The organism is Devosia sp. (assembly GCF_035944845.1).
Taxonomy (GTDB): Bacteria; Pseudomonadota; Alphaproteobacteria; order Rhizobiales; family Devosiaceae; genus Devosia_A.
The window spans coordinates 1-18042 of sequence record NZ_DASZAW010000081.1 but is presented as its reverse complement, the minus strand read 5'-3'; the positions used below and the strand labels follow the sequence as shown (position 1 = coordinate 18042).

The 18042-nt window shown below is 65.0% G+C and carries 15 protein-coding genes and 1 pseudogene; 13 read left to right on the top strand and 3 right to left on the bottom strand.

Going from position 1 to position 18042, the window contains the following annotated elements; genetic code table 11:
• The first annotated feature begins 43 nt into the window (after window positions 1–43).
• Together VGV07_RS16040 and VGV07_RS16035 are read left to right on the top strand one after the other, a co-directional pair.
• Window positions 44–1063 (top strand): polyprenyl synthetase family protein, encoded by a 1020-nt coding sequence (locus tag VGV07_RS16040; RefSeq protein ID WP_414649964.1) that lies wholly within the window; start codon window positions 44–46, stop codon window positions 1061–1063.
• A 173-nt stretch (window positions 1064–1236) separates the two neighbouring features.
• Window positions 1237–1905: an outer membrane protein gene (locus tag VGV07_RS16035; RefSeq protein ID WP_326869729.1), complete on the top strand. Its 669-nt coding sequence runs from the start codon at window positions 1237–1239 to the stop codon at window positions 1903–1905.
• Window positions 1906–1955: 50 nt separating this feature from the next.
• Here VGV07_RS16035 and VGV07_RS16030 read toward each other — a convergent pair whose 3' ends face one another.
• From VGV07_RS16030 to VGV07_RS16020, 3 genes are all read right to left on the bottom strand, one after another.
• Window positions 1956–2831, bottom strand: a complete 876-nt coding sequence (locus VGV07_RS16030; RefSeq protein ID WP_326869728.1) for a 4-(cytidine 5'-diphospho)-2-C-methyl-D-erythritol kinase — start codon at window positions 2829–2831, stop codon at window positions 1956–1958.
• A 1-nt stretch (window position 2832) separates the two neighbouring features.
• A complete protein-coding gene (locus VGV07_RS16025; RefSeq protein WP_326869727.1) occupies window positions 2833–4572 on the bottom strand; it encodes a tetratricopeptide repeat protein in 1740 nt (579 codons plus the stop codon).
• Window positions 4573–4857: 285 nt separating this feature from the next.
• The gene (locus tag VGV07_RS16020; RefSeq protein ID WP_326869726.1) at window positions 4858–6522 is read right to left on the bottom strand and encodes an electron transfer flavoprotein-ubiquinone oxidoreductase; all 1665 of its coding nucleotides are present in this window, start codon (window positions 6520–6522) and stop codon (window positions 4858–4860) included.
• A 43-nt stretch (window positions 6523–6565) separates the two neighbouring features.
• On the opposite strand from VGV07_RS16020, the gene VGV07_RS16015 reads away from it, so the two are divergent.
• The 11 genes and pseudogenes from VGV07_RS16015 to VGV07_RS15965 all read left to right on the top strand — a co-directional run.
• Window positions 6566–7375 (top strand): uracil-DNA glycosylase, encoded by an 810-nt coding sequence (locus tag VGV07_RS16015; RefSeq protein WP_326869725.1) that lies wholly within the window; start codon window positions 6566–6568, stop codon window positions 7373–7375.
• A gap of 191 nt (window positions 7376–7566) precedes the next feature.
• Window positions 7567–8958: an MFS transporter gene (locus tag VGV07_RS16010; protein WP_326869724.1), complete on the top strand. Its 1392-nt coding sequence runs from the start codon at window positions 7567–7569 to the stop codon at window positions 8956–8958.
• A gap of 5 nt (window positions 8959–8963) precedes the next feature.
• Entirely contained in the window at window positions 8964–9500 is a 537-nt protein-coding gene (gene moaB, locus VGV07_RS16005) for a molybdenum cofactor biosynthesis protein B (RefSeq protein WP_326869723.1), read from the top strand.
• A gap of 47 nt (window positions 9501–9547) precedes the next feature.
• Window positions 9548–9697, top strand: coding sequence for a hypothetical protein (locus VGV07_RS16000; RefSeq protein WP_326869722.1), 150 nt, complete (start codon window positions 9548–9550; stop codon window positions 9695–9697).
• Window positions 9698–9716: 19 nt separating this feature from the next.
• Entirely contained in the window at window positions 9717–9911 is a 195-nt protein-coding gene (locus VGV07_RS15995; protein WP_422653326.1) for a DUF7230 family protein, read from the top strand.
• Window positions 9912–10098: 187 nt separating this feature from the next.
• Window positions 10099–10647, top strand: coding sequence for a LemA family protein (locus VGV07_RS15990; protein ID WP_414649966.1), 549 nt, complete (start codon window positions 10099–10101; stop codon window positions 10645–10647).
• Between the two features lie 15 nt (window positions 10648–10662).
• A complete protein-coding gene (locus VGV07_RS15985; RefSeq protein WP_326869719.1) occupies window positions 10663–12714 on the top strand; it encodes a DUF2207 domain-containing protein in 2052 nt (683 codons plus the stop codon).
• A 137-nt stretch (window positions 12715–12851) separates the two neighbouring features.
• Window positions 12852–14876 (top strand): glycine--tRNA ligase subunit beta, encoded by a 2025-nt coding sequence (gene glyS / locus VGV07_RS15980; protein ID WP_326869718.1) that lies wholly within the window; start codon window positions 12852–12854, stop codon window positions 14874–14876.
• Between the two features lie 522 nt (window positions 14877–15398).
• Entirely contained in the window at window positions 15399–16547 is a 1149-nt protein-coding gene (locus VGV07_RS15975; protein ID WP_326869717.1) for a PA0069 family radical SAM protein, read from the top strand.
• A gap of 133 nt (window positions 16548–16680) precedes the next feature.
• On the top strand, window positions 16681–17376 hold the full coding sequence (locus tag VGV07_RS15970; RefSeq protein ID WP_326869716.1) for a ribonuclease HII: 696 nt from the start codon (window positions 16681–16683) through the stop codon (window positions 17374–17376).
• 475 nt (window positions 17377–17851) lie between these two features.
• A pseudogene (locus VGV07_RS15965) lies at window positions 17852–18042 on the top strand (modification methylase); the annotation flags it as partial.

Sequence of the window (18042 nt, the reverse complement as noted above, 5' to 3'; positions counted from 1 at the left end):
CCGACTATAGGGTGCCGGATGCGCAGCTCAAACCGGGGATTTCATGGCTCTATCGGCGGCAGCGGCAAACGAGGCGATGACCAGCGCCGGCGCGCTCGACCGGCTGCTTGACGCGACCCGGCCGGGCATGGATCGGGTCAATGTGATGATCCTCGAAAAAGCCAGCTCGCATGTCGAACTGGTGCCCGAGGTGGCGCGCTACCTGATCGATTCCGGCGGCAAGCGGCTGAGGCCGATGCTGACGATCGCCGCGGCGATGTTGTTCGGCAAATCCAATGGCAGCGAGGTCAACTTCGCCGCCGCCGTCGAGTTCATGCACAATGCCACCCTGCTCCACGACGACGTGGTCGACGAGAGCGACATGCGCCGCGGCCGCGCCGCGGCACGCATGAAATGGGGCAACCAGGCCAGCGTCCTGGTCGGCGATTTCCTGCTCGGCCAAGCCTTCATGATGATGGTCGATACCGGCAACATCGCGGCCCTCAAGGTGATCTCCCAGGCTGCGACCGTGATCGCCGAGGGTGAAGTGCTGCAGCTCGCCAAGACCCGCGACCTCAGCGCCAGCGCCGCCGACTATGACGAAGTGATCGGCGCCAAGACGGCAAAGCTGTTCGAAGCGGCGACCGAAGTGGGCGCCATGGCCGGTGGTGCCGACGCTGCTGGCCGGGAGGCGCTCCGCCGCTATGGTCGCGAGCTCGGCTTTGCTTTCCAGTTGGTCGATGACGTGCTCGACTATCGCGGCGAGGCCGGCACGCTCGGCAAGAACACCGGCGACGACCTGCGCGAGGGCAAGATGACCCTGCCGGTGATTCTCGCCCTGCAGCAGGCGACCCCAGCCGAGCGCGAGATCATCGCCAAGATCCTCGGTGCCGTCGATGCCGGCGAAGTACAGCTCAAGCAGGTGGTGTCGATCTTCGATCGCTACGACACGCTGGGCCGCACCATCGAGCAGGCGTTCACCCACGCCCGCCACGCTCGCGAAGCGCTGAAGCCGCTGCCGCCGAGCGAAATGAAGGCGCTGCTCGGCGATATCGCCGAGTTCACCGTCGCTCGTGCGTATTAAAGTCGGCCACTGGCGTTAATACTTAGCAATATCGGGTTGTGGGGCCGAATGTGGCAGGCAATGTGGCCAACCAGCAACATATGACCACGGTTCTACCCGCGTCACGCCACATGTGAATAGACACCTCCAATATCCTCCCGTAGTCGACGGATATTGAATTTAAGGAGACGTCTATGTGGACCAAGACGAAGATTGCATTGGCTAGCATTATGCTGTTGGGCGTGGCCGGTGTGGCGAACGCGGCAGACCTGATTGTCGACGATGTCCCGGTTGCTGATATTCCGGTCGCTGGTGATTGGACCGGGGCCTATGTCGGTGGGCACATCGGTTGGGTCAGCGGCAACGTTGACTGGGAACTGGTCCCGCAGCCCGGCCCCGCGGACAGCTATGGCATCGACGGTTGGTTGCTCGGCGCTCAGGCCGGCTACAACTGGCAGATGGACACTTTTGTGCTCGGCATCGAAGGCGATGTCTCCCTCGGCGACGTGACGGCTGATCTCGACGAAACCGGCTTCATCGAGCGCCAGGTCAACTGGGAGGCCTCGCTCCGCGCTCGTGCCGGTGTGACGTTCGATGCCATCCTGCTCTACGCTACGGCCGGTGTTGCAGTTCTGAACTCCACCAGCGAGCTCTTCGGCATTCTCGACGACACCCAGACCCACTTCGGCTGGACCGTCGGTGCGGGCGTCGAAGCGATGGTTGCGGACAACGTGTCGGCCAAACTCGAGTACCGCTACAGCGACTACGGCTCGCAGGAGTACGAGTTCTTCCCCGCGCCGATCGTCTCGGACTCGAGCATTACCGCTCACAGCATCTCAGCTGGCGTGAACTTCCACTTCTGATCGTTCCGATCAGCAAGTTTGCAGCGGCCCCCTCGGGGGCCGTTGTCGTTTCAGGCAATCACCGGGGCCGCGGCCACCCAGAACTGCGGGTATTTGGCGCGCATGTCGTGCGCGGCCTGGTGCGCCTGGGCGGCCGAGCCGAACAGCCCGAACACCGTACCGCCCGAGCCTGACATGCGGGCGAGCGCGCAGCCATCGAGCACTCGCATCTGGCGCAGCAATTCGCCGATTGCCGGCACCAGGGAGATGGCCGCCGATTCGAGGTCGTTGCGTGTTTCGGCCAGCCACAGCCCGAGCTGAGCCGGGCGGGTCAGTGGTTGCGGCAGGGCCGGCATCGGCGGGTTGCTGCGCTGTTCGAGCCGGCGGAACACATCGGCCGTCACCACCGGCACCAGCGGATTTACCAGTACCAGGTAGGTCGCGGGAAAGCCGCGCAGCGCATGGATGATCTCGCCGACGCCGCGCACTTCGCAGGGCTGCGACAGCAGGCAGGCGGGTACGTCCGCACCAAGCGTCAGCGCCAGCGCGCTGAGCTCGACAAGTTCGAGGTCGCCCCCCGCCATGCTCGACAGCAGGCGCAGCATCGCGGCGGCATCGGCAGAGCCGCCTCCTATTCCTGCCGCCACCGGCAGGTTCTTGGTCAGCGCGATATCGAGACCATCCGGCAGGCGACCCGGCCAGCGCGTACGGAACGCCTTCACGGCGCGCATCACGAGGTTGGAGTCACTACTCCCCGCTGCCGCTGCGAACGGGCCGGTGACACGCAACCGATCGGCCTTGGCCGGATGCGCAGTCACCTCGTCGGCGACATCGACGAACACCACCAGGCTTTCGAGCTCATGATAGCCGTCGGCGCGCCGGCCGGTGACGTGCAAAGCGAGATTGACCTTGGCGGGAGCCGCCTCGGAGACAGTGCCCTGCAGCATGCTACTGCGCGGGCGCGGCCTGACCCTCCGCCACCGGGCCAGCATCCGGGGCTGGCGCCACTGCATCGAGACCGTCGGCGAGTTTCTTCGCCACCCGCTCCTTCACGGCGCCTTCCTGATCAACCGCAGCGGCGATGTTCCACTGGAACCGTGCCTCGAGCTTGCGACCGGCGCGCCAATAGGCGTCGCCGAGGTGGTCGTTGATCTCGGGGTCGGTCGAGCGCAACTGCACAGCCATTTCGAGTTGCGTGACCGCCTCGTCGAAGCGACCAAGGCGGAAGAAGGCCCAGCCCAGGCTGTCGATGATGTAGCCGTCGTTCGGCGAAGCGGCGACGGCCTTCTCGATCATTTCGAGCGCCGGCATCAGGTTAACGCCCTGATCGACCCAGCTATAGCCGAGATAGTTCAGCACCTGCGGCTGGTCGGGGTTGAGCTCGAGTGCCCGCTTGAAATCGAGTTCGGCCTTGTCCCACTGCTTGGCGCGCTCGAAGGCGATGCCACGGACATAGTAGAACCGCCAGTCGCCCGGGGCGTCGCCGCCGGCGACACCCAGCGCCTTGGTGTAGGTGTCGGCTGCCTCGGCATATTTCTGCGCGGCGCGCTGCATGTCACCGAGCACCGAAAGGGCTTCGAGGTCATTGGGGTTGGTCGCGACGATGTTGCCAAGCCGGCGCAGCGCCTCGTCGCGGTTGCCGGTGGCGCTGAGATTCTCGGCGACGCGCACCACCGCCATCGGCTTCATCGGCGAATCCACCGGCAACTTGTCGTAGATGGCATTGGCCGCGTCGTGCTGGCCGGCGCCATCGAGCAACTGGCCATAGACCAGATCGATGACATCGGCCTTGGGATCGAGATACATGCCGAGCTGCAGGAACACGGCCGAGACATCGGGACTGCCCTCGCGCGCCAGCGCCACGCCCACCGAATGGAACATTTCCGCCGCGCCCGACTGCACGTCGGCAGCAAACACGCCCGGCCGCTGCTTGTTGTCGATCTTGGCCTTCACCGCGGCGATCAGCGGATGGTCGAGCCCCTGGGCCTCGAAATTGGCGATCACCTTTTCGGCTTCATCGAAGCGGCCGGCATTGCCCAGCATGCGCGAGTAGGCTTCGACAATGCGGGCGACGAACGGGTCGGCCTCATAGGCCTTGGCGGCGAACTCAAGCGCCGTCTTGCTGTCGCCTTCGACGTCGGCCATCAGGGCGCGATGGAAGACGAGAAAGTCCTCGAGCCCGCCCTGCCCGATCTCGTCGAGCACCTTGTTGGCTTCGGCCGGCTTGCCTTCGCCAACCAAGGCCCAGGCGTGCAGCAAGCCACCGGTGATGCCGGCGAACGTGTCGCCGCCGACATTCTCGAGTTCCTTGGCTGCGGCAGCGTAGCGGCGCTGCTTAACCGCCTCGGTGCCGATGACGAGGCTTGCAAGATCATTGGGCGCGCTCAGCTCCAGCAGGTGCTTGGCGACGCGCGCCGCATCCGACACCTGCCCATTGGCGGCGTAGGCGATGAAACTGCGCTCGACGATGATCGGGTTGTTCCAGTCACCTTCCGCAGCGGTGCGGAAATAGCGGGCCGCATCTTCCGTCCTCAGGTCCGAAAGTGCCTGCCGGCCGGCCAGGTAGCTGCCGGTCACGCTTTGATCCATCAACGGAAAGGTCGCGCCCGATTCGAGTGCTGCGGCGCTACCGATGGTGAGCGCGACGGCGAGAAGGATGCCGGAAGCAAGACGGGCTTTGTGGGTCACGAGGCTCGATATCTCCGAGGAGGGTTCTAGGCGGCTGACTAGCCCAAGAAACATGGGCGATTTTGCGACTGCGCCGCAAGAGGCAGGCACAATGAAGTGAGGGATTGGACGTCGTGGGGCGATGCTGCCTGCCACGGCTTGGTTGCCCCATCCACCGGCGTCATTCCCGCGCAGGTGGGGACCCGGTGGGATCTCTCAGCCTCGGCGGGTACCGCAGCATCCCACTAGGTTCCCGCCTGCGCGGGAATTGCGGCGGTGGGTGGGAGCATTGCCTTTGGCGGCACCTCACATCCCCGAATAGTTCGGTCCCGAGCCGCCTTCGGGCGGCACCCAGGTGATGTTCTGGGCGGGGTCCTTGATGTCGCAGGTCTTGCAGTGGACGCAGTTGGCGGCGTGGATGCGGAAGGCCGGTGCGCCGCCCTCCTCGGCCACCTCGTAGACCCCGGCCGGGCAATAGAGCGGCGCCGGCTCGCCATAGCGCGGCAGGTTCTCGCGCACCGGCAACTCGGGATCGGCGAGCTTCAGATGCACCGGCTGATCTTCGTCATGGCTGAGATTGGCGAGATCGACCGACGCCGCACGATCGTAGGTCGTCGCGCCATCCGGCCGCGGATAGATCCGGGGCGTCACCTCGGCGATCGGCCTCAGTGTTTCGAAATCCGCCTTGCCGTGCCGCAGCATGCCGAACGGGGAGAGACGAAACAACGCCTCGCACCACATGTCGAACCCGCCAAGCACCACACCGAGATAGGTGCCGAAGCGCGACCAGAACGGCTTGACGTTGCGGACCCGCCTCAGTTCCTCGCCGATGCCGGTGGCGAGGACGCTGTCATTCAACCCCGCGAGCGTATCATACGCGCGCGCCTCGCCGATTGCCGCCGCAACCCGCTCGGCCGTTGCCATGCCGGAGCGGATGGCATTGTGGATGGCCTTCAGCGCCGGGACATTCATGAAGCCGGCGGCGCAACCGATCAGCGCACCGCCGGGAAAGGCCAGATCGGGGATCGACTGCAAGCCGCCCGAAGTCATTGCCCGCGCGCCGTAACTCAGGCGCCGGCCGCCTTCGAGCAGCCGGGCGATCGAGGGGTGGGTCTTGAAGCGCTGGAACTCGCCGAAGGGTGAGAGGGTGGGGTCGCTGTAGCCAAGATGCACAGCGATCCCGAGATAGAGCTTGTTGCCGGCGGCATGGTAGGCGAAGCCGCCGCCCGAGGTGGTGTTGTCGAGCGGGAAACCCAGATAGTGGTCGACGCGGCCAGCCTCGTGCCGGTCGGCCGCAATCTCCCAGACTTCCTTGATGCCAAGCCCGTAAAGCTGCGGGTCGTGGCCGTCGGCGAGACCGAAATGATCGATCAGGTGCCTGGCCAGCGAGCCGCGCGCCCCTTCGCCGATCAAGGTGTATTTGGCTTTGAGCGCGATGCCGGCGGCATAGGTGGACTTGGGGTTGCCGGCATGATCGACGCCGAGATCGCCGGTGATGACGCCCTCGACCCTGCCACCTTCGCCGGTCAACACATCCACCGCCGCGGTCATCGGGAAGATATCGACGCCGAGACCCTGCGCCTGTTCGCCGAGCCACTTCACCAGGTCGCCGAGGCTGACGATCACCGCGCCAGGCGTTTGCATCTGCGGCGGAATCATCAGCTGCGGCAGCGCGATATCGGCGGTGGCGGTGAGAAAGTGGAAGGTGTCGCGGGTCATGGCCGGTCCGACCGGCGCGCCCAGGTCGCGCCAATTCGGCAGCAGCGCATCGAGCCCCACCGGGTTCATCACCGCGCCCGAGATGATGTGACCGCCCAGTTCGGCAGACTTTTCCACCACTGTGACAGACAGGTGCGGTGCCACCTGCTTCAGCCGGATCGCAGCGCTGAGGCCCGCCGGACCAGCCCCAACGATCAGCACATCGGTCTCGATGATCTCGCGATTGCCGGCGTCGGCCAAGGTCAGGTCCATTCACGGATGGCGGGAGAAAGCCGGCTGTGACATAACAGAACCCATGTCCGAAAATCGACCGCTAAATGACGCCGAAGCCCGGGCGGCGCTCGACTGGTATCGCGCCGTCGGGGTCGATTTTGCGGTCGGTGAAGAGCCGGTCGATCGCTTTGCCACGTCCGCCGCGCCATCGCGCGCCCGCCCCGCACCGGCGGCAGAAACGGCGGTTTCGGCTATAGCGGCTCCGGTCACTGCGCCCATCGCGATCTCGCTGACTTCCGACCCGACCGAAACCACATCGCTCGCCGCCGGTGCCCGGACGCTCGACGAGCTCAAGGCCATAATGAACGCCTATGAGGGGTGCCTGCTCAAAAAGCGCGCCACGCAGTTGGTGTTCGCCGACGGCAACCCCGAGGCGGAGATCATGCTGGTAGGGGAAGGTCCGGGCGAGCAGGAAGACCTGCAAGGCAAACCGTTCGTCGGCCGCGCCGGGCAGTTGCTGGATCGGATGCTGGCGGCGATCGGGCTCGACCGCAGCAAGGTCTACATCGCCAACATGGTACCGTGGCGCCCGCCCGGCAACCGTGACCCCTCGCCCGAGGAAATGGCGCTCTGCACCCCGTTCCTGTTGCGGCAGGTCGAACTGGTGGCGCCGAAATTGCTGGTGACGCTGGGGAACGTCCCCACCAAATCGCTGTTCCAGACCCAGAACGGCATCACTCGCATGCGTGGCCAGTGGCGCGACCTGACGATCAACAGCCACCAGACCCGGGCGCTGGCGACGCTGCATCCGGCCTATCTGCTGCGGACCCCCGCCAGCAAGGCGCTGGCCTGGCGCGACATGCTGAGCCTCAAGCAGGCGATCGGCGCGTGACGGTGTAGCGGCCCGGCTGGAGCATCAAGCCGGGCCCGAACGCGTCGCGGTTGCGCGTGGGAGCTGCCCCGACCTTGACCCCTACTTAAGACTATCCAGCCAAGAATGTTGATGGCGCTTGATTGTGCCGCCCGAATTTGGTCCGACTCCAAGGGCAAGCGCCTCAGGACCTCAAACCCATAGAAAGCGCCATGTCCTCCGCCCTCAAGATCTATGCGCTGTTCATCGGCTCGGCACTTCTGATGTTCGGAGGCGGCCTGCAGGGCCTCCTGCTGTCGGTGCGCGGCGCCGAGGAGGGGTTCTCGCTGACGGCGCTCGGCCTGATCGGTACCGGTTGGTCGGTCGGCTTCGTAGCCGGCTCGATCACCGTGCCGCTGCTGGTCAAACGCGTGGGCCATATCCGCGCCTACTCGATCATGGCGGCGATCGGTACGGTCACAATCCTCCTTAACCTGCTCTGGGTTCAGGACATCGGCTGGATCGTGTTGCGTGCCTTCTCGGGCTTCTGCTTTGCCGGCGCGGCGATGATCGTCGAGAGCTGGCTCAACGAGGTGGCCGACAATCGCAGCCGCGGCACGATCTTCTCGGTCTACACCACCATCAACATGGCTGCATCGACAGTCGGCCAGCTGGCCATGGCCGTCACCGGTACCTTCGGCCATATCCCGTTCGTGGTCGGCGCCATCGCCTTCATCTGCGCCCTGTTGCCCAGCGCCCTGACCTCGACGCCGCAGCCGCGGCCGATCTCGTCGGCGCGGCTCGACGTGGTGCTGCTCTACAAGACCTCGCCGCTCGCGGTGATCGCGGCCTTCGCCTGCGGCATGGCCAACGGCACCTTCGGCACTCTGGCGCCGGTCTACGGGTTCGAGCAGAAGCTCGATGCCTCGACCATCGCTTACCTGTTCGCCGTCACCGCGGTGGTCGGCGCCGTGGCACAAACGCCGTTCGGCCGACTTTCGGACAAGATCGACCGCCGGCTGGTCATCGTCGGGCTCAGCGGCTTTGCGGCGGTGATTGGGCTCCTCACCGTCCTGCTCAACCCGAGCAGCGGGCTGTTGATGTTCATACTCTTCGGCCTTTACGGCTTTGGCGCTTATCCGCTCTATGCCATCGCCGTGGCGCATGCGAACGACTTCGCCAAGGACGGCGAGTTCGGCCGCGTCGCGGGCGGTATGCTCCTGATCCTCGGCATCGGCCTCGCCATCGGCCCGATCATCGCCAGCTGGGTGATGAATGCCATCGCGCCGGTCGGCCTGTTCATCGTCACCGCCACGTTCCACGGCGCATTGGCGGTGACCGCGTTCCTCCGCATGAAGATCCGCCCGGTGCGCGATGCCGCGGGCCGCGTCCGCTTCCGCGCCATGAGCGCCGAGAAGGGCGTGTCGCCCGGCACCGTGACGCTCGACCCACGCGTCGACGAGAAGCCGACGCCCCGCCCCGCCGCGCCGGCGGCAGCACCGCAGGCTGGGGAAACCGAGCTGCTGGTTCCCGACCCGATCGAGCCGACGGTGATCGTCGAACGGCACGTGAAGGGCGACGTGCCTGGTGATAGCGAGACGTCGGACAAGCCCAAGCCAGAGTAACCATCATGTTCAAATCCGAGCTCGATCAGAGCAGACCGTTCACGCCGCTGGCGATCGCCGTGCTCGCGGTATCCGACACCCGGACGCTCGAGACCGATACGGCCGGCGCATTGCTCAAATCGCTGATGGAAGCCGATGGCCATCGTTGCTTCGAGCGCGCGGTGGTGCGCGACGACATCCACCAGATCCGCGCCAAGGTGATGGAATGGGTGGTGAACCCGGATGTCGACGCGATCATCACTACCGGGGGGACCGGCTTTTCCGGCCGCGACGTCACCCCCGAAGCGCTGGAGCCGTTATTCCAGAAGCGCATGGACGGGTTCTCGGTGCTGTTCCACCAGTACTCGTCGACCACAGTGGGCACCTCGACGCTGCAATCGCGCGCCACTGGCGGGCTGATCGGCGAGACCTTCATATTCGTGCTTCCCGGGTCGCGCGGCGCCTGCCGCGACGCTTGGGAAGGCATTCTCCGCGCCCAGCTCGACAACCGGCACAAGCCCTGCAACTTCGTCGAGTTGATGCCGCGGCTCGCCGAGCGCTAGGAACGGCTGCGGATCGCCGGCGTTTTCCTGCACAAAGGAGTCACCCGATGATCCGCAAGCTCAAATCCGGCGAATACCGGCTCTACTCGAAAAAGACCGACCGCAAGACCGGCAAGCGCCGTAACCTCGGCACCTTCGACACCCGCGCGGCGGCGGAGAAGCACGAGCGCGAAGTGCAGTACTTCAAGCAGCACTGAGATCGCGTTATTGTCCGACATGGCCAAGGAGCAGAAGATCACCGTTACCCTGACGCGCAGGCAGACAGCGCCGCGCAACGTTGCCGCGAAGTCGTTGCGCGAGGGGCAGTTTCAGCCCAAGGTCGAGGATGATCCCAAGGCGTATTCGCGCAGGAAAAAGCACAAGGTCGATCCCGTGCTCGAGGCCGAAAGGCAAGAGGGCGACGTAGAATAACCAGTATTTGGTTCATTCGATGGGCTTGCTGACCTCAAGTTCATCCTGAGATTCAGACGGATCTGCGAAGCCCTTCCAGAAACACGTTCATTTCCCATTCAGCCGGCGCAATTCAATTGCGATGCCTACGCGCTGGTGCCACGTTGCAGCACTCAGGGTGTCACATGCGGAGGGCTCCATGACTGGGTTGATCATTCTGGCGATCGTCGTCGCCGCCATCGGCTACGCGATCTTCGTCTATAATGACCTGGTATCGAAGCGGCAGCTCAAGGAAGAGGGCTGGTCGGGCATCGACGTGCAGTTGAAGCGCCGCACCGACATGATCCCCAACCTGATGGAGACAGTGAAGGGCTATATGGGGCATGAGCGCGAGACGCTCGAGGCCGTCACCCAGGCGCGGGCTGCCGCAACTGCCGGCGCCAATGCCGGACCGGCTGAGCGCAGTGCGCTCGAAGGCGCGCTCAGCGGTGCGCTGGGAAAGCTCCTTGCTATCGCCGAGGCCTATCCCGACCTCAAGGCCAACACCACCTTCCTCGAATTCCAGGGCGCGCTGCAGAACGTCGAAGACGAGATCCAGCTGGCGCGCCGCTATTACAATGGCTCGGTGCGCAACCTGAACACCGCGGTCGAGAGCTTTCCCTCCAACGTCGTCGCCAATGCCTTCAAGTTCGAAAAGGCCGAGTATTTCGAGTTGGAAAATGAAGCCGACCGGGCTGTGCCTTCGGTGAAATTCTAGGTTCGTTGAAGGTACGTGGAGGATCTGGTGGCTGTGGACCCCCACCCCTGTCCCCTCCCCGCAAGGGGGACGACAAGAGGTCGCCCCGAGGGGAGGGAGACCAAGACACCGTCACAGCAGTACGCGTCCGGGGACAGGGGTGGGGGTCAACTGACCACGAGGGTTGCGGCAGTTCTGCTGGCCCTCCTCACGCTGCTCTTCGCCCTCCCCGCGTCTGCCCGCGAAGCCATCACTTCTTTCTCGTCCGCAGTCACCCTCAACGCCAATGGCTCGGTCGACGTGATCGAGACCATCGAGGTCAATGCCGAGGGCTATGAGATCCGCCGCGGTATTTACCGCGACATCCCGCTGATCCTGATCAACCCGGACAATTCGCGGCTGCGCTCGGACCTCAAAGTGCAGTCGGTGACCCGCGACGGGCGGGCCGAGCCGTTCTCGCTCGAGAACCTCGCGGCCGGCTTCAAGCGCATCCGCATCGGCGATGCCGACGTGCTGCTGAGCGACGGCAAACACACCTACACCATCCGCTACTCGATGAGCCGGATGGGCCGGAGCTTTGCCGATCACGACGAGCTGTTCTGGAACGCCACCGGCAACTACTGGAACTTCCCCATCGATCAGGCCGTCGCCTCCATTACCCTGCCCAGGGGCGCGGTGATCGATCGGCTGATCGGCTATACCGGCGCCGCCGGCTCGACCGAGCAAGCCGTCACCATCACCCGCACCTCGGACAACACGGCGATCTTCCGGGTGAACCGTCCGCTTGCCTCAGGCGAAGGCGTCAGCGTGGCAGCGTCGTTTCAAAAGGGCATTCTCACCGAGCCGGAGGGACTAAACGGCCTTCTCTACTGGCTGAGCGACCACCGCGACATCGTAGCACCCGGCATCGCAGTTGGTCTGGTGCTGCTCTACAACCTTCTCGCCTGGAGCGCGGTCGGCCGCGACCCCAAGAAGGGCACGATCATCCCGCTGTTTCATCCGCCCAAAGGGTTCTCGCCGGGGCTCGCCGAATATGTCGACGGTATGGGTTGGCAAAAGGGCGGCTGGACGGCATTCACCGCCTCGATCTTCGACCTTGGCGTCAAGGGGTTGGTGAAGATCGACAACCCGGGCAAGACGCTGAGCGTAACGGTGACCGGCAAAGCGCCGCCGGACGATCTCGGGGCAGCCGAGCGCCTGCTGTTCGATTACTTCAGGTCGCAGGGCAAGGTAACGGTCAACACCACCACCGGCCCCAAGCTCAACGAGACGCGCGGCCAGTTCGTCGCGGCCATCGAGACCGAGAACCGGCTGGTCTATTTCAGAAACAATACCGGCTACGTCGTGCTGGGCGTGGTGCTGTCGGTGGCGGTCCTCGGCGCCATGGTGGTGTTCGACATGGTCGATCCGGTAACGCTGGTGTTCGCCGCGGTCGGTGCGACCTTTCTCGGCGTCTTTGCCGGCATCCTGCGGGGATTCTGGTCGAGTTCGGTCATTTCCAAGGTCATCCTGGGATTCTGGGTCATCATCTTCGGCGGCAACCTGCTCACGGCGGGCCTCAGCCTGCTGAGCGAGGTGCAACTCGACACCTCGATCCTCGGCGCGGCCTCGATCATCTTCATCAACGTGGTGTTCGCCGTGCTGATGCGGGCGCCGACGGTGCAGGGTCGCAAGATCATGGACCAGCTCGACGGGTTCAAGATGTACATGAACACCGCCGAGAAGAACCGGCTGAACATGACAAACGAGCCGCCAATGACGGTGGAGCGCTTCGAGCGCATCCTGCCTTATGCCATCGCACTCGGTGTCGAAAAGCCTTGGTCGGAGCACTTCGAGGGCGAGCTGGCGCGAAACGCCGTGGCCGATGCGCAGGGCAGCAGCTATTCGCCCGGCTTCTATAGCGGGCGTAACTGGTCGAGCAGTTCCGGTGGTTTCGCAAACTCGGTGTCGTCGGTCGCCTCAGGGATGAGCGCCGCCATGGTCGCGGCACAACCGAGTTCGTCGTCGGGCTCGGGGTTTTCCGGCGGCGGTGGCGGCGGCGGCGGTTCGGGTGGCGGCGGGGGCGGTGGCGGCGGCGGGGGCTGGTAGGGCGCCTGATCCGTGCTGCCGCTGCCGGTCTAGATCTGTCCTACCCACGATCGTGCCCAGCCTCCTACACCCCGCAATGGACAATCTCCCCTGCCCTTGCTAGGCAAACCGCGCTTTCAAACGCCCGGTCCTAGAAGATGCCCGAACTCCTCGTCGAACTGTTCTCGGAAGAAATCCCGGCGCGCATGCAGCGCAAGGCCGCCGAGGACCTGAAGAAGGCCGTGACCAATGCGCTGGTCGATGCCGGCCTCGTCTACGAGGGCGCCAAGGCGTTCGTGACGCCGCGACGTCTTGCATTGACGGTAACCGGCTTGCCGGCCCGCTCGCCCGATACGCGCGAAGAGCGCAAGGGCCCGCGCGTCGGCTCGCCGCAGCAAGCGATCGACGGCTTCCTCAAGGCGGCCGGCCTGAGCTCGATCGCTGAGGCCAAGATCGAGAGCGACCCCAAGAAGGGCGAGTTCTATGTCGCCCATATCGACAAGCAGGGCGCCGACGCCACCGATATCCTCGCGACTCTCCTCCCCAAGGTGATCACCGGCTTCGATTGGCCAAAATCCATGCAATGGGGCAATGGCGGGCTGACCTGGGTGCGGCCGCTGCGCGCCATCACTGCGACCTTCGGCACCGACAATGACGAGCCGGTGGTCATTCCGTTCAAGTCGAACACCGTCGCTTCGGGCCAGACAACCTTCGGCCACCGTTTCCTCGCGCCCGACGCGATCCGGGTGAAGCGCTTCGACGACTATGTGCAGGCGCTGGAAAAGGCCAAGGTGGTCCTCGACATCGACCGGCGCAAGGAAATCATCAAGGCCGACGCCGACAACCTCGCCTTCGCGCAGGGGCTGAGCGTCATCCACGACGAAGGCCTGCTCGAAGAAGTCGCCGGCCTCGTCGAATGGCCGGTGGTGATGATGGGTTCGTTCGACCCCGCCTTCCTCGAAGTGCCCGAGGAAGTGATCATCGCCACCATCCGCGTCAACCAGAAATGCTTCTGCCTGCGCGACAGCTCGGGCAAGCTCGCGCCGTTCTTCATCATCACCTCGAACCAGGTCGCGACGGACGGCGGCAAGACCATCGTCGCCGGCAACGAGCGCGTCATCCGCGCCCGCCTGTCGGATGCCCGGTTCTTCTACCAGACCGATCTGGCGCTGCCGCTCGAGCATGGCCTGCCCAAGCTCGAAGAGAGCGTGTTCCACGCCAAGCTGGGCACGCAGTTCCAGCGCGTCGAGCGCCTGGTGAAGCTTTCGGGCGAGATCGCGCCCAAGGTCGGGGCCAACCCCGAACTGGCCAAACGTGCCGCGATGCTGGCCAAGGCGGACCTGACCACCGGCATGGTCGGCGAATTCCCGGAGCTGCAGGGCATCATGGGCCGCTACTACGCGCTGGCCCAGGGCGAACCGCTGGCCATCGCCAACGCCATCGCCGACCACTACAAGCCGCTCGGTCCCACCGACCTGGTGCCGGGCGAGCCGGTCGCCATCGCGGTAGCCCTGGCCGACAAGCTCGACACCCTCAAGGGCTTCTGGTCGATCGACGAGAAGCCGACGGGGTCGCGCGATCCGTTCGCGCTGCGCCGCGCGGCGCTCGGCGTGATCCGGATCGTCACCGACAATAACCTGCGCTTCCCGCTTGAAGTCGAGCCGGATCTGCTGAGCTTCTTCCACGACCGGCTGAAGGTGACGCTGCGCGATGCCGGCGCCCGCCACGACCTGGTCGACGCGGTGATCGGCAAGGACAGCAACGACATGCTGGAGATCACCGAACGCGTCGAGGCCCTGTCGAAGCTGCTCGGCTCGGAAGACGGCAAGAACCTGCTCGCCGGCTACAAGCGCGCTGCCAATATCCTCGCCGCCGAGGAGAAGAAGGACGGCAAGTCCTACGACACACCGGTGGCCGAGGAGCAACTGAAGCTCGATGCCGAGATCGCCCTCGCCGACGCGATCATGAAGGCTGACGCCGCCGTCGCCGGCAAGGTGGGCGCCAACGACTACCGGGGCGCGATTGCCGCGCTCGCCACGTTGCGGCAGCCGGTCGATGCATTCTTCGAGGCGGTGCTGGTCAACGATGCCGATCCGGCAGTCCGCGCCAACCGGCTGAACCTTCTCGCCAAGCTCCGAGACACTATGCGGCTCGTGGCGGATTTCTCGAAGGTCGCAGGCTAACCTCACCGTCCTGGCTTCGCTGGTACCTCGCCGACGAGGCCGCTGGGGTTGCGTGCAGGGGACTCTCGGTGTCCTCCACCGGTGGGGAACCGCCGAAGGCGGTGGAGGCAGGAGACGCCGGTGTTTGTGGCCGCCCCCTCCATCAGCTTCGCTGCCCCTCCCCTGCTGCGCGGTGGAGGACCACGGTGAGCCCGGTGGCTTTTTCGCCTGCGGTAGCGCTGCCTTACCGACGCTGAGCCGGCCGAGACGTTCGGCCTCAACCTCGTGCGGTTGGCGCAATGGGCTTCGTGCTGTGGGGGGCCGCGGCGCGCCGGGCCTCTGAGGATGCGGCGCGGGGCCAGGACCTCGCCCTGACGTACCAATTCGACAGCGGAACGCCTTTCTGCCAGCCGGTGCTATCGGCTCTATGGCGCAGCGGTTTCTTTCCGCTGGTTTGTTCTTGTTCTGTTCTCATGCAACTGCTATTCCTAATGGAACGCTACCCGGGTGGCGAGTCGTCCCCCGGACCGTTGGAGACGCTTCATGGCAATGCGTGTGGCCCCGTCGTTCGAACAACTGGAGAAGCTGAGCGGGACCCGCGACGCGGATCTGATCGCGCGGCGTTACGTCGACCCGGCGCTCAATCGCGGGCGCGGCGCCCAAACCAACAAGGGCAGCCGCTTCGATCGCCAAAGCCGCGAAGAGTTCGACGACGGCTGGGGGCAGGTAGAAGACTTGAAGCCGTTCGAAACCATCGAGCATGTCGAGCGCGCCAAGTCGATCATTACCCGCAACGAGAGCCCGGATATCGGCTTTGATCGTTCGATCAATGCCTATCGTGGCTGCGAACACGGCTGCTCCTATTGCTTTGCGCGGCCAACGCACGGCTATCTCGGCCACTCGGCCGGGCTGGAATTCGAGCGCGATATCTATGTGAAGGCCAACGCCGTCGACCTCTTGCGGCGGGAACTGGCGGACAAGCGCTACAAGCCGAAGCCCATTGCCATGGGCACCAATACCGACCCGTACCAGCCGGCCGAGCGCCAGCACAAGCTGACGCGCGGCATCCTCGAACTGCTGCTCGAAACCCGGCACCCGGTGACCATCACCACCAAATCGGCTCTGGTGGTGCGCGACCTCGATATCCTCAAGCCCTTGGCCGAGCAGAACCTCGTGCGCGTGGCGCTGTCGATCACCAGCATGGATCACATCCTTTCCCGCAAGATGGAGCCGCGCGCCTCGACACCGGAGAAGCGGCTCGAAGCGGTGCGGCTGCTGTCGGAAGCTGGCATTCCGACCACTGTAATGGCGGCGCCGATGATCCCGGCGATCAACGACATGGAACTCGAGCGCATCCTTGATGCAGCGGCGGCGCAGGGCGCGGTTGGCGCCAATGCGATCCTGCTGCGGCTGCCCGGCGAAGTGCGCGACATCTTTCGCGAGTGGCTGCTGCGGCATTTCCCCGATCGGGTGAGCCACGTGATGAGCCTCGTGCGGGACACCCGCGGCGGCAAGGACAACGATCCGAATTTCGGCACGCGCTTCGTCGGCGAGGGTCCGTATGCGACGCTGCTGCGGCAGCGCGTCGACCTCGCCAAGGCGCGCTACAAGCTCGACCGGCCGATCGCGCCGCTGCGCACCGACCTGTTCACGCCGCCGACGGTGGACGACGGGCAGATGACGCTGTTCTGAGCGGGCTCGGTGACCCAGTCATCTCTCCCGTTGGGGATCGCGGAGGGCACTACCTGCCCTCCTCACCTGCGGTGGGTGTGGGATTAGTGTGCCTCCCACGCCCCTTTTGCGGCGAGAGTGGTCGGTAACACAGATGCCACTTGCCGAGCGCCCGCGCATGGCGATGCTTGAGGACATGCCGTCCGATTCGCCTGTCATCATCAGCAAGCCGACGCTCAAGTTCGAACGCGCCGCGATCAAGCGCGGGGCAAAGTTCGTGTGTGGCGTCGACGAAGTCGGCCGCGGACCGCTGGCCGGGCCCGTGGTGGTGTCGGCGGTGATCCTCAACCATCGCAAGGTGCCCGAAGGGCTCAACGACTCCAAGGTGCTGAGCGCGGCCGAGCGCGAAGTGCTGTACGAGAAGATCATGGCGTCGGCGATCGTTTCGATCGCGGTGGCGCCGCCCTCGATCATCGCCGAACTCAACATCCTGCAGGCGTCGCTCTGGGCGATGCGGAAGGCCGTGCTCGGCCTGCAGGTGAAGGCGGACCACATCCTCGTCGATGGCAACAAGCTGCCCAAGGATCTGCCCTGCCCCGGCGAGGCAATCGTCGGCGGTGACGGGCGGTCGGTGTCGATCGCCGCCGCCTCGATCGTCGCCAAGGTGACGCGCGACCGGATGTGCCTGATCATGGATTGCGAGGAGCCGCAGTTCGGCTTTTCGAGCCATAAGGGCTATGCCGCGCCGCAGCATCTCGAGGCGCTCACCACGCACGGCCCGGGCCGGCATCATCGCATGGACTTCGCCCCATGCATCCAGGCGCAGCGGATGAAGACGATCGCCGCCTGAGGTTACGCCTCCACACCGCCGTCATTCCCGCCAGTGCGGACGCGCGTCGTGTCGGTCTAGGAGCCGTAGGTGCCCCGCACGCAGCTCCGCGGCTTACCCCTCATCCGGCGCTACGCGCCACCTTCTCCCCGACGGGGAGAAGAATTCGGAGAGTGCGGTGCCCCACTGTTCCTCTCCCCGTCGGGGAGAGGGTGGATCGGCCGAAGGCCGAGACGGGTGAGGGGTGCCAGCCACGGAACTGAACAGCGCGTTGCACCTGACGCGCGGATATTCGCGAAGGCGGGCCCCCGCTGTCGTCGCGGCATTCCCTAGGTTCCCGCCTTCGCCACAATGACGCGGGAGGCATACGTAAGACCTCCTTGGCGACCCGAACACGTATCGGCGCCTTAACTTCTTGCTAACCTCGACGCTTAAATCCCCTTTAACCCTAACGCCTTACAACCGATCCCGTTAGTACTGCGTCAGGGTTCGAGTTATGTTGCGTACCGCGCGTATGGCGGCTTCCGCCAATGCGGAGGGGAGCCAGCTCCCCATCGACACCATCCTTGTGGGCGATTGCATCAAGCACATGAATGCCTTGCCGGCCGGCTCGGTTGACCTCGTATTCGCAGACCCGCCTTACAACCTGCAACTGGACCAGGGCCTGACCCGGCCGGACCAGTCGCG

Coding starts and splice junctions, on each gene's coding strand:
- VGV07_RS16015 (WP_326869725.1), top strand. CDS start 6,566: ATGTCCGAAAATCGACCGCTAAATGACGCCGAAGCCCGGGCGGCGCTC.
- VGV07_RS16040 (WP_414649964.1), top strand. CDS start 44: ATGGCTCTATCGGCGGCAGCGGCAAACGAGGCGATGACCAGCGCCGGC.
- VGV07_RS16030 (WP_326869728.1), bottom strand. CDS start 2,831: ATGCTGCAGGGCACTGTCTCCGAGGCGGCTCCCGCCAAGGTCAATCTC.
- VGV07_RS15970 (WP_326869716.1), top strand. CDS start 16,681: ATGCCACTTGCCGAGCGCCCGCGCATGGCGATGCTTGAGGACATGCCG.
- VGV07_RS16000 (WP_326869722.1), top strand. CDS start 9,548: ATGATCCGCAAGCTCAAATCCGGCGAATACCGGCTCTACTCGAAAAAG.
- glyS (WP_326869718.1), top strand. CDS start 12,852: ATGCCCGAACTCCTCGTCGAACTGTTCTCGGAAGAAATCCCGGCGCGC.
- VGV07_RS15975 (WP_326869717.1), top strand. CDS start 15,399: ATGGCAATGCGTGTGGCCCCGTCGTTCGAACAACTGGAGAAGCTGAGC.
- VGV07_RS15995 (WP_422653326.1), top strand. CDS start 9,717: ATGGCCAAGGAGCAGAAGATCACCGTTACCCTGACGCGCAGGCAGACA.
- moaB (WP_326869723.1), top strand. CDS start 8,964: ATGTTCAAATCCGAGCTCGATCAGAGCAGACCGTTCACGCCGCTGGCG.
- VGV07_RS16020 (WP_326869726.1), bottom strand. CDS start 6,522: ATGGACCTGACCTTGGCCGACGCCGGCAATCGCGAGATCATCGAGACC.
- VGV07_RS16010 (WP_326869724.1), top strand. CDS start 7,567: ATGTCCTCCGCCCTCAAGATCTATGCGCTGTTCATCGGCTCGGCACTT.
- VGV07_RS16035 (WP_326869729.1), top strand. CDS start 1,237: ATGTGGACCAAGACGAAGATTGCATTGGCTAGCATTATGCTGTTGGGC.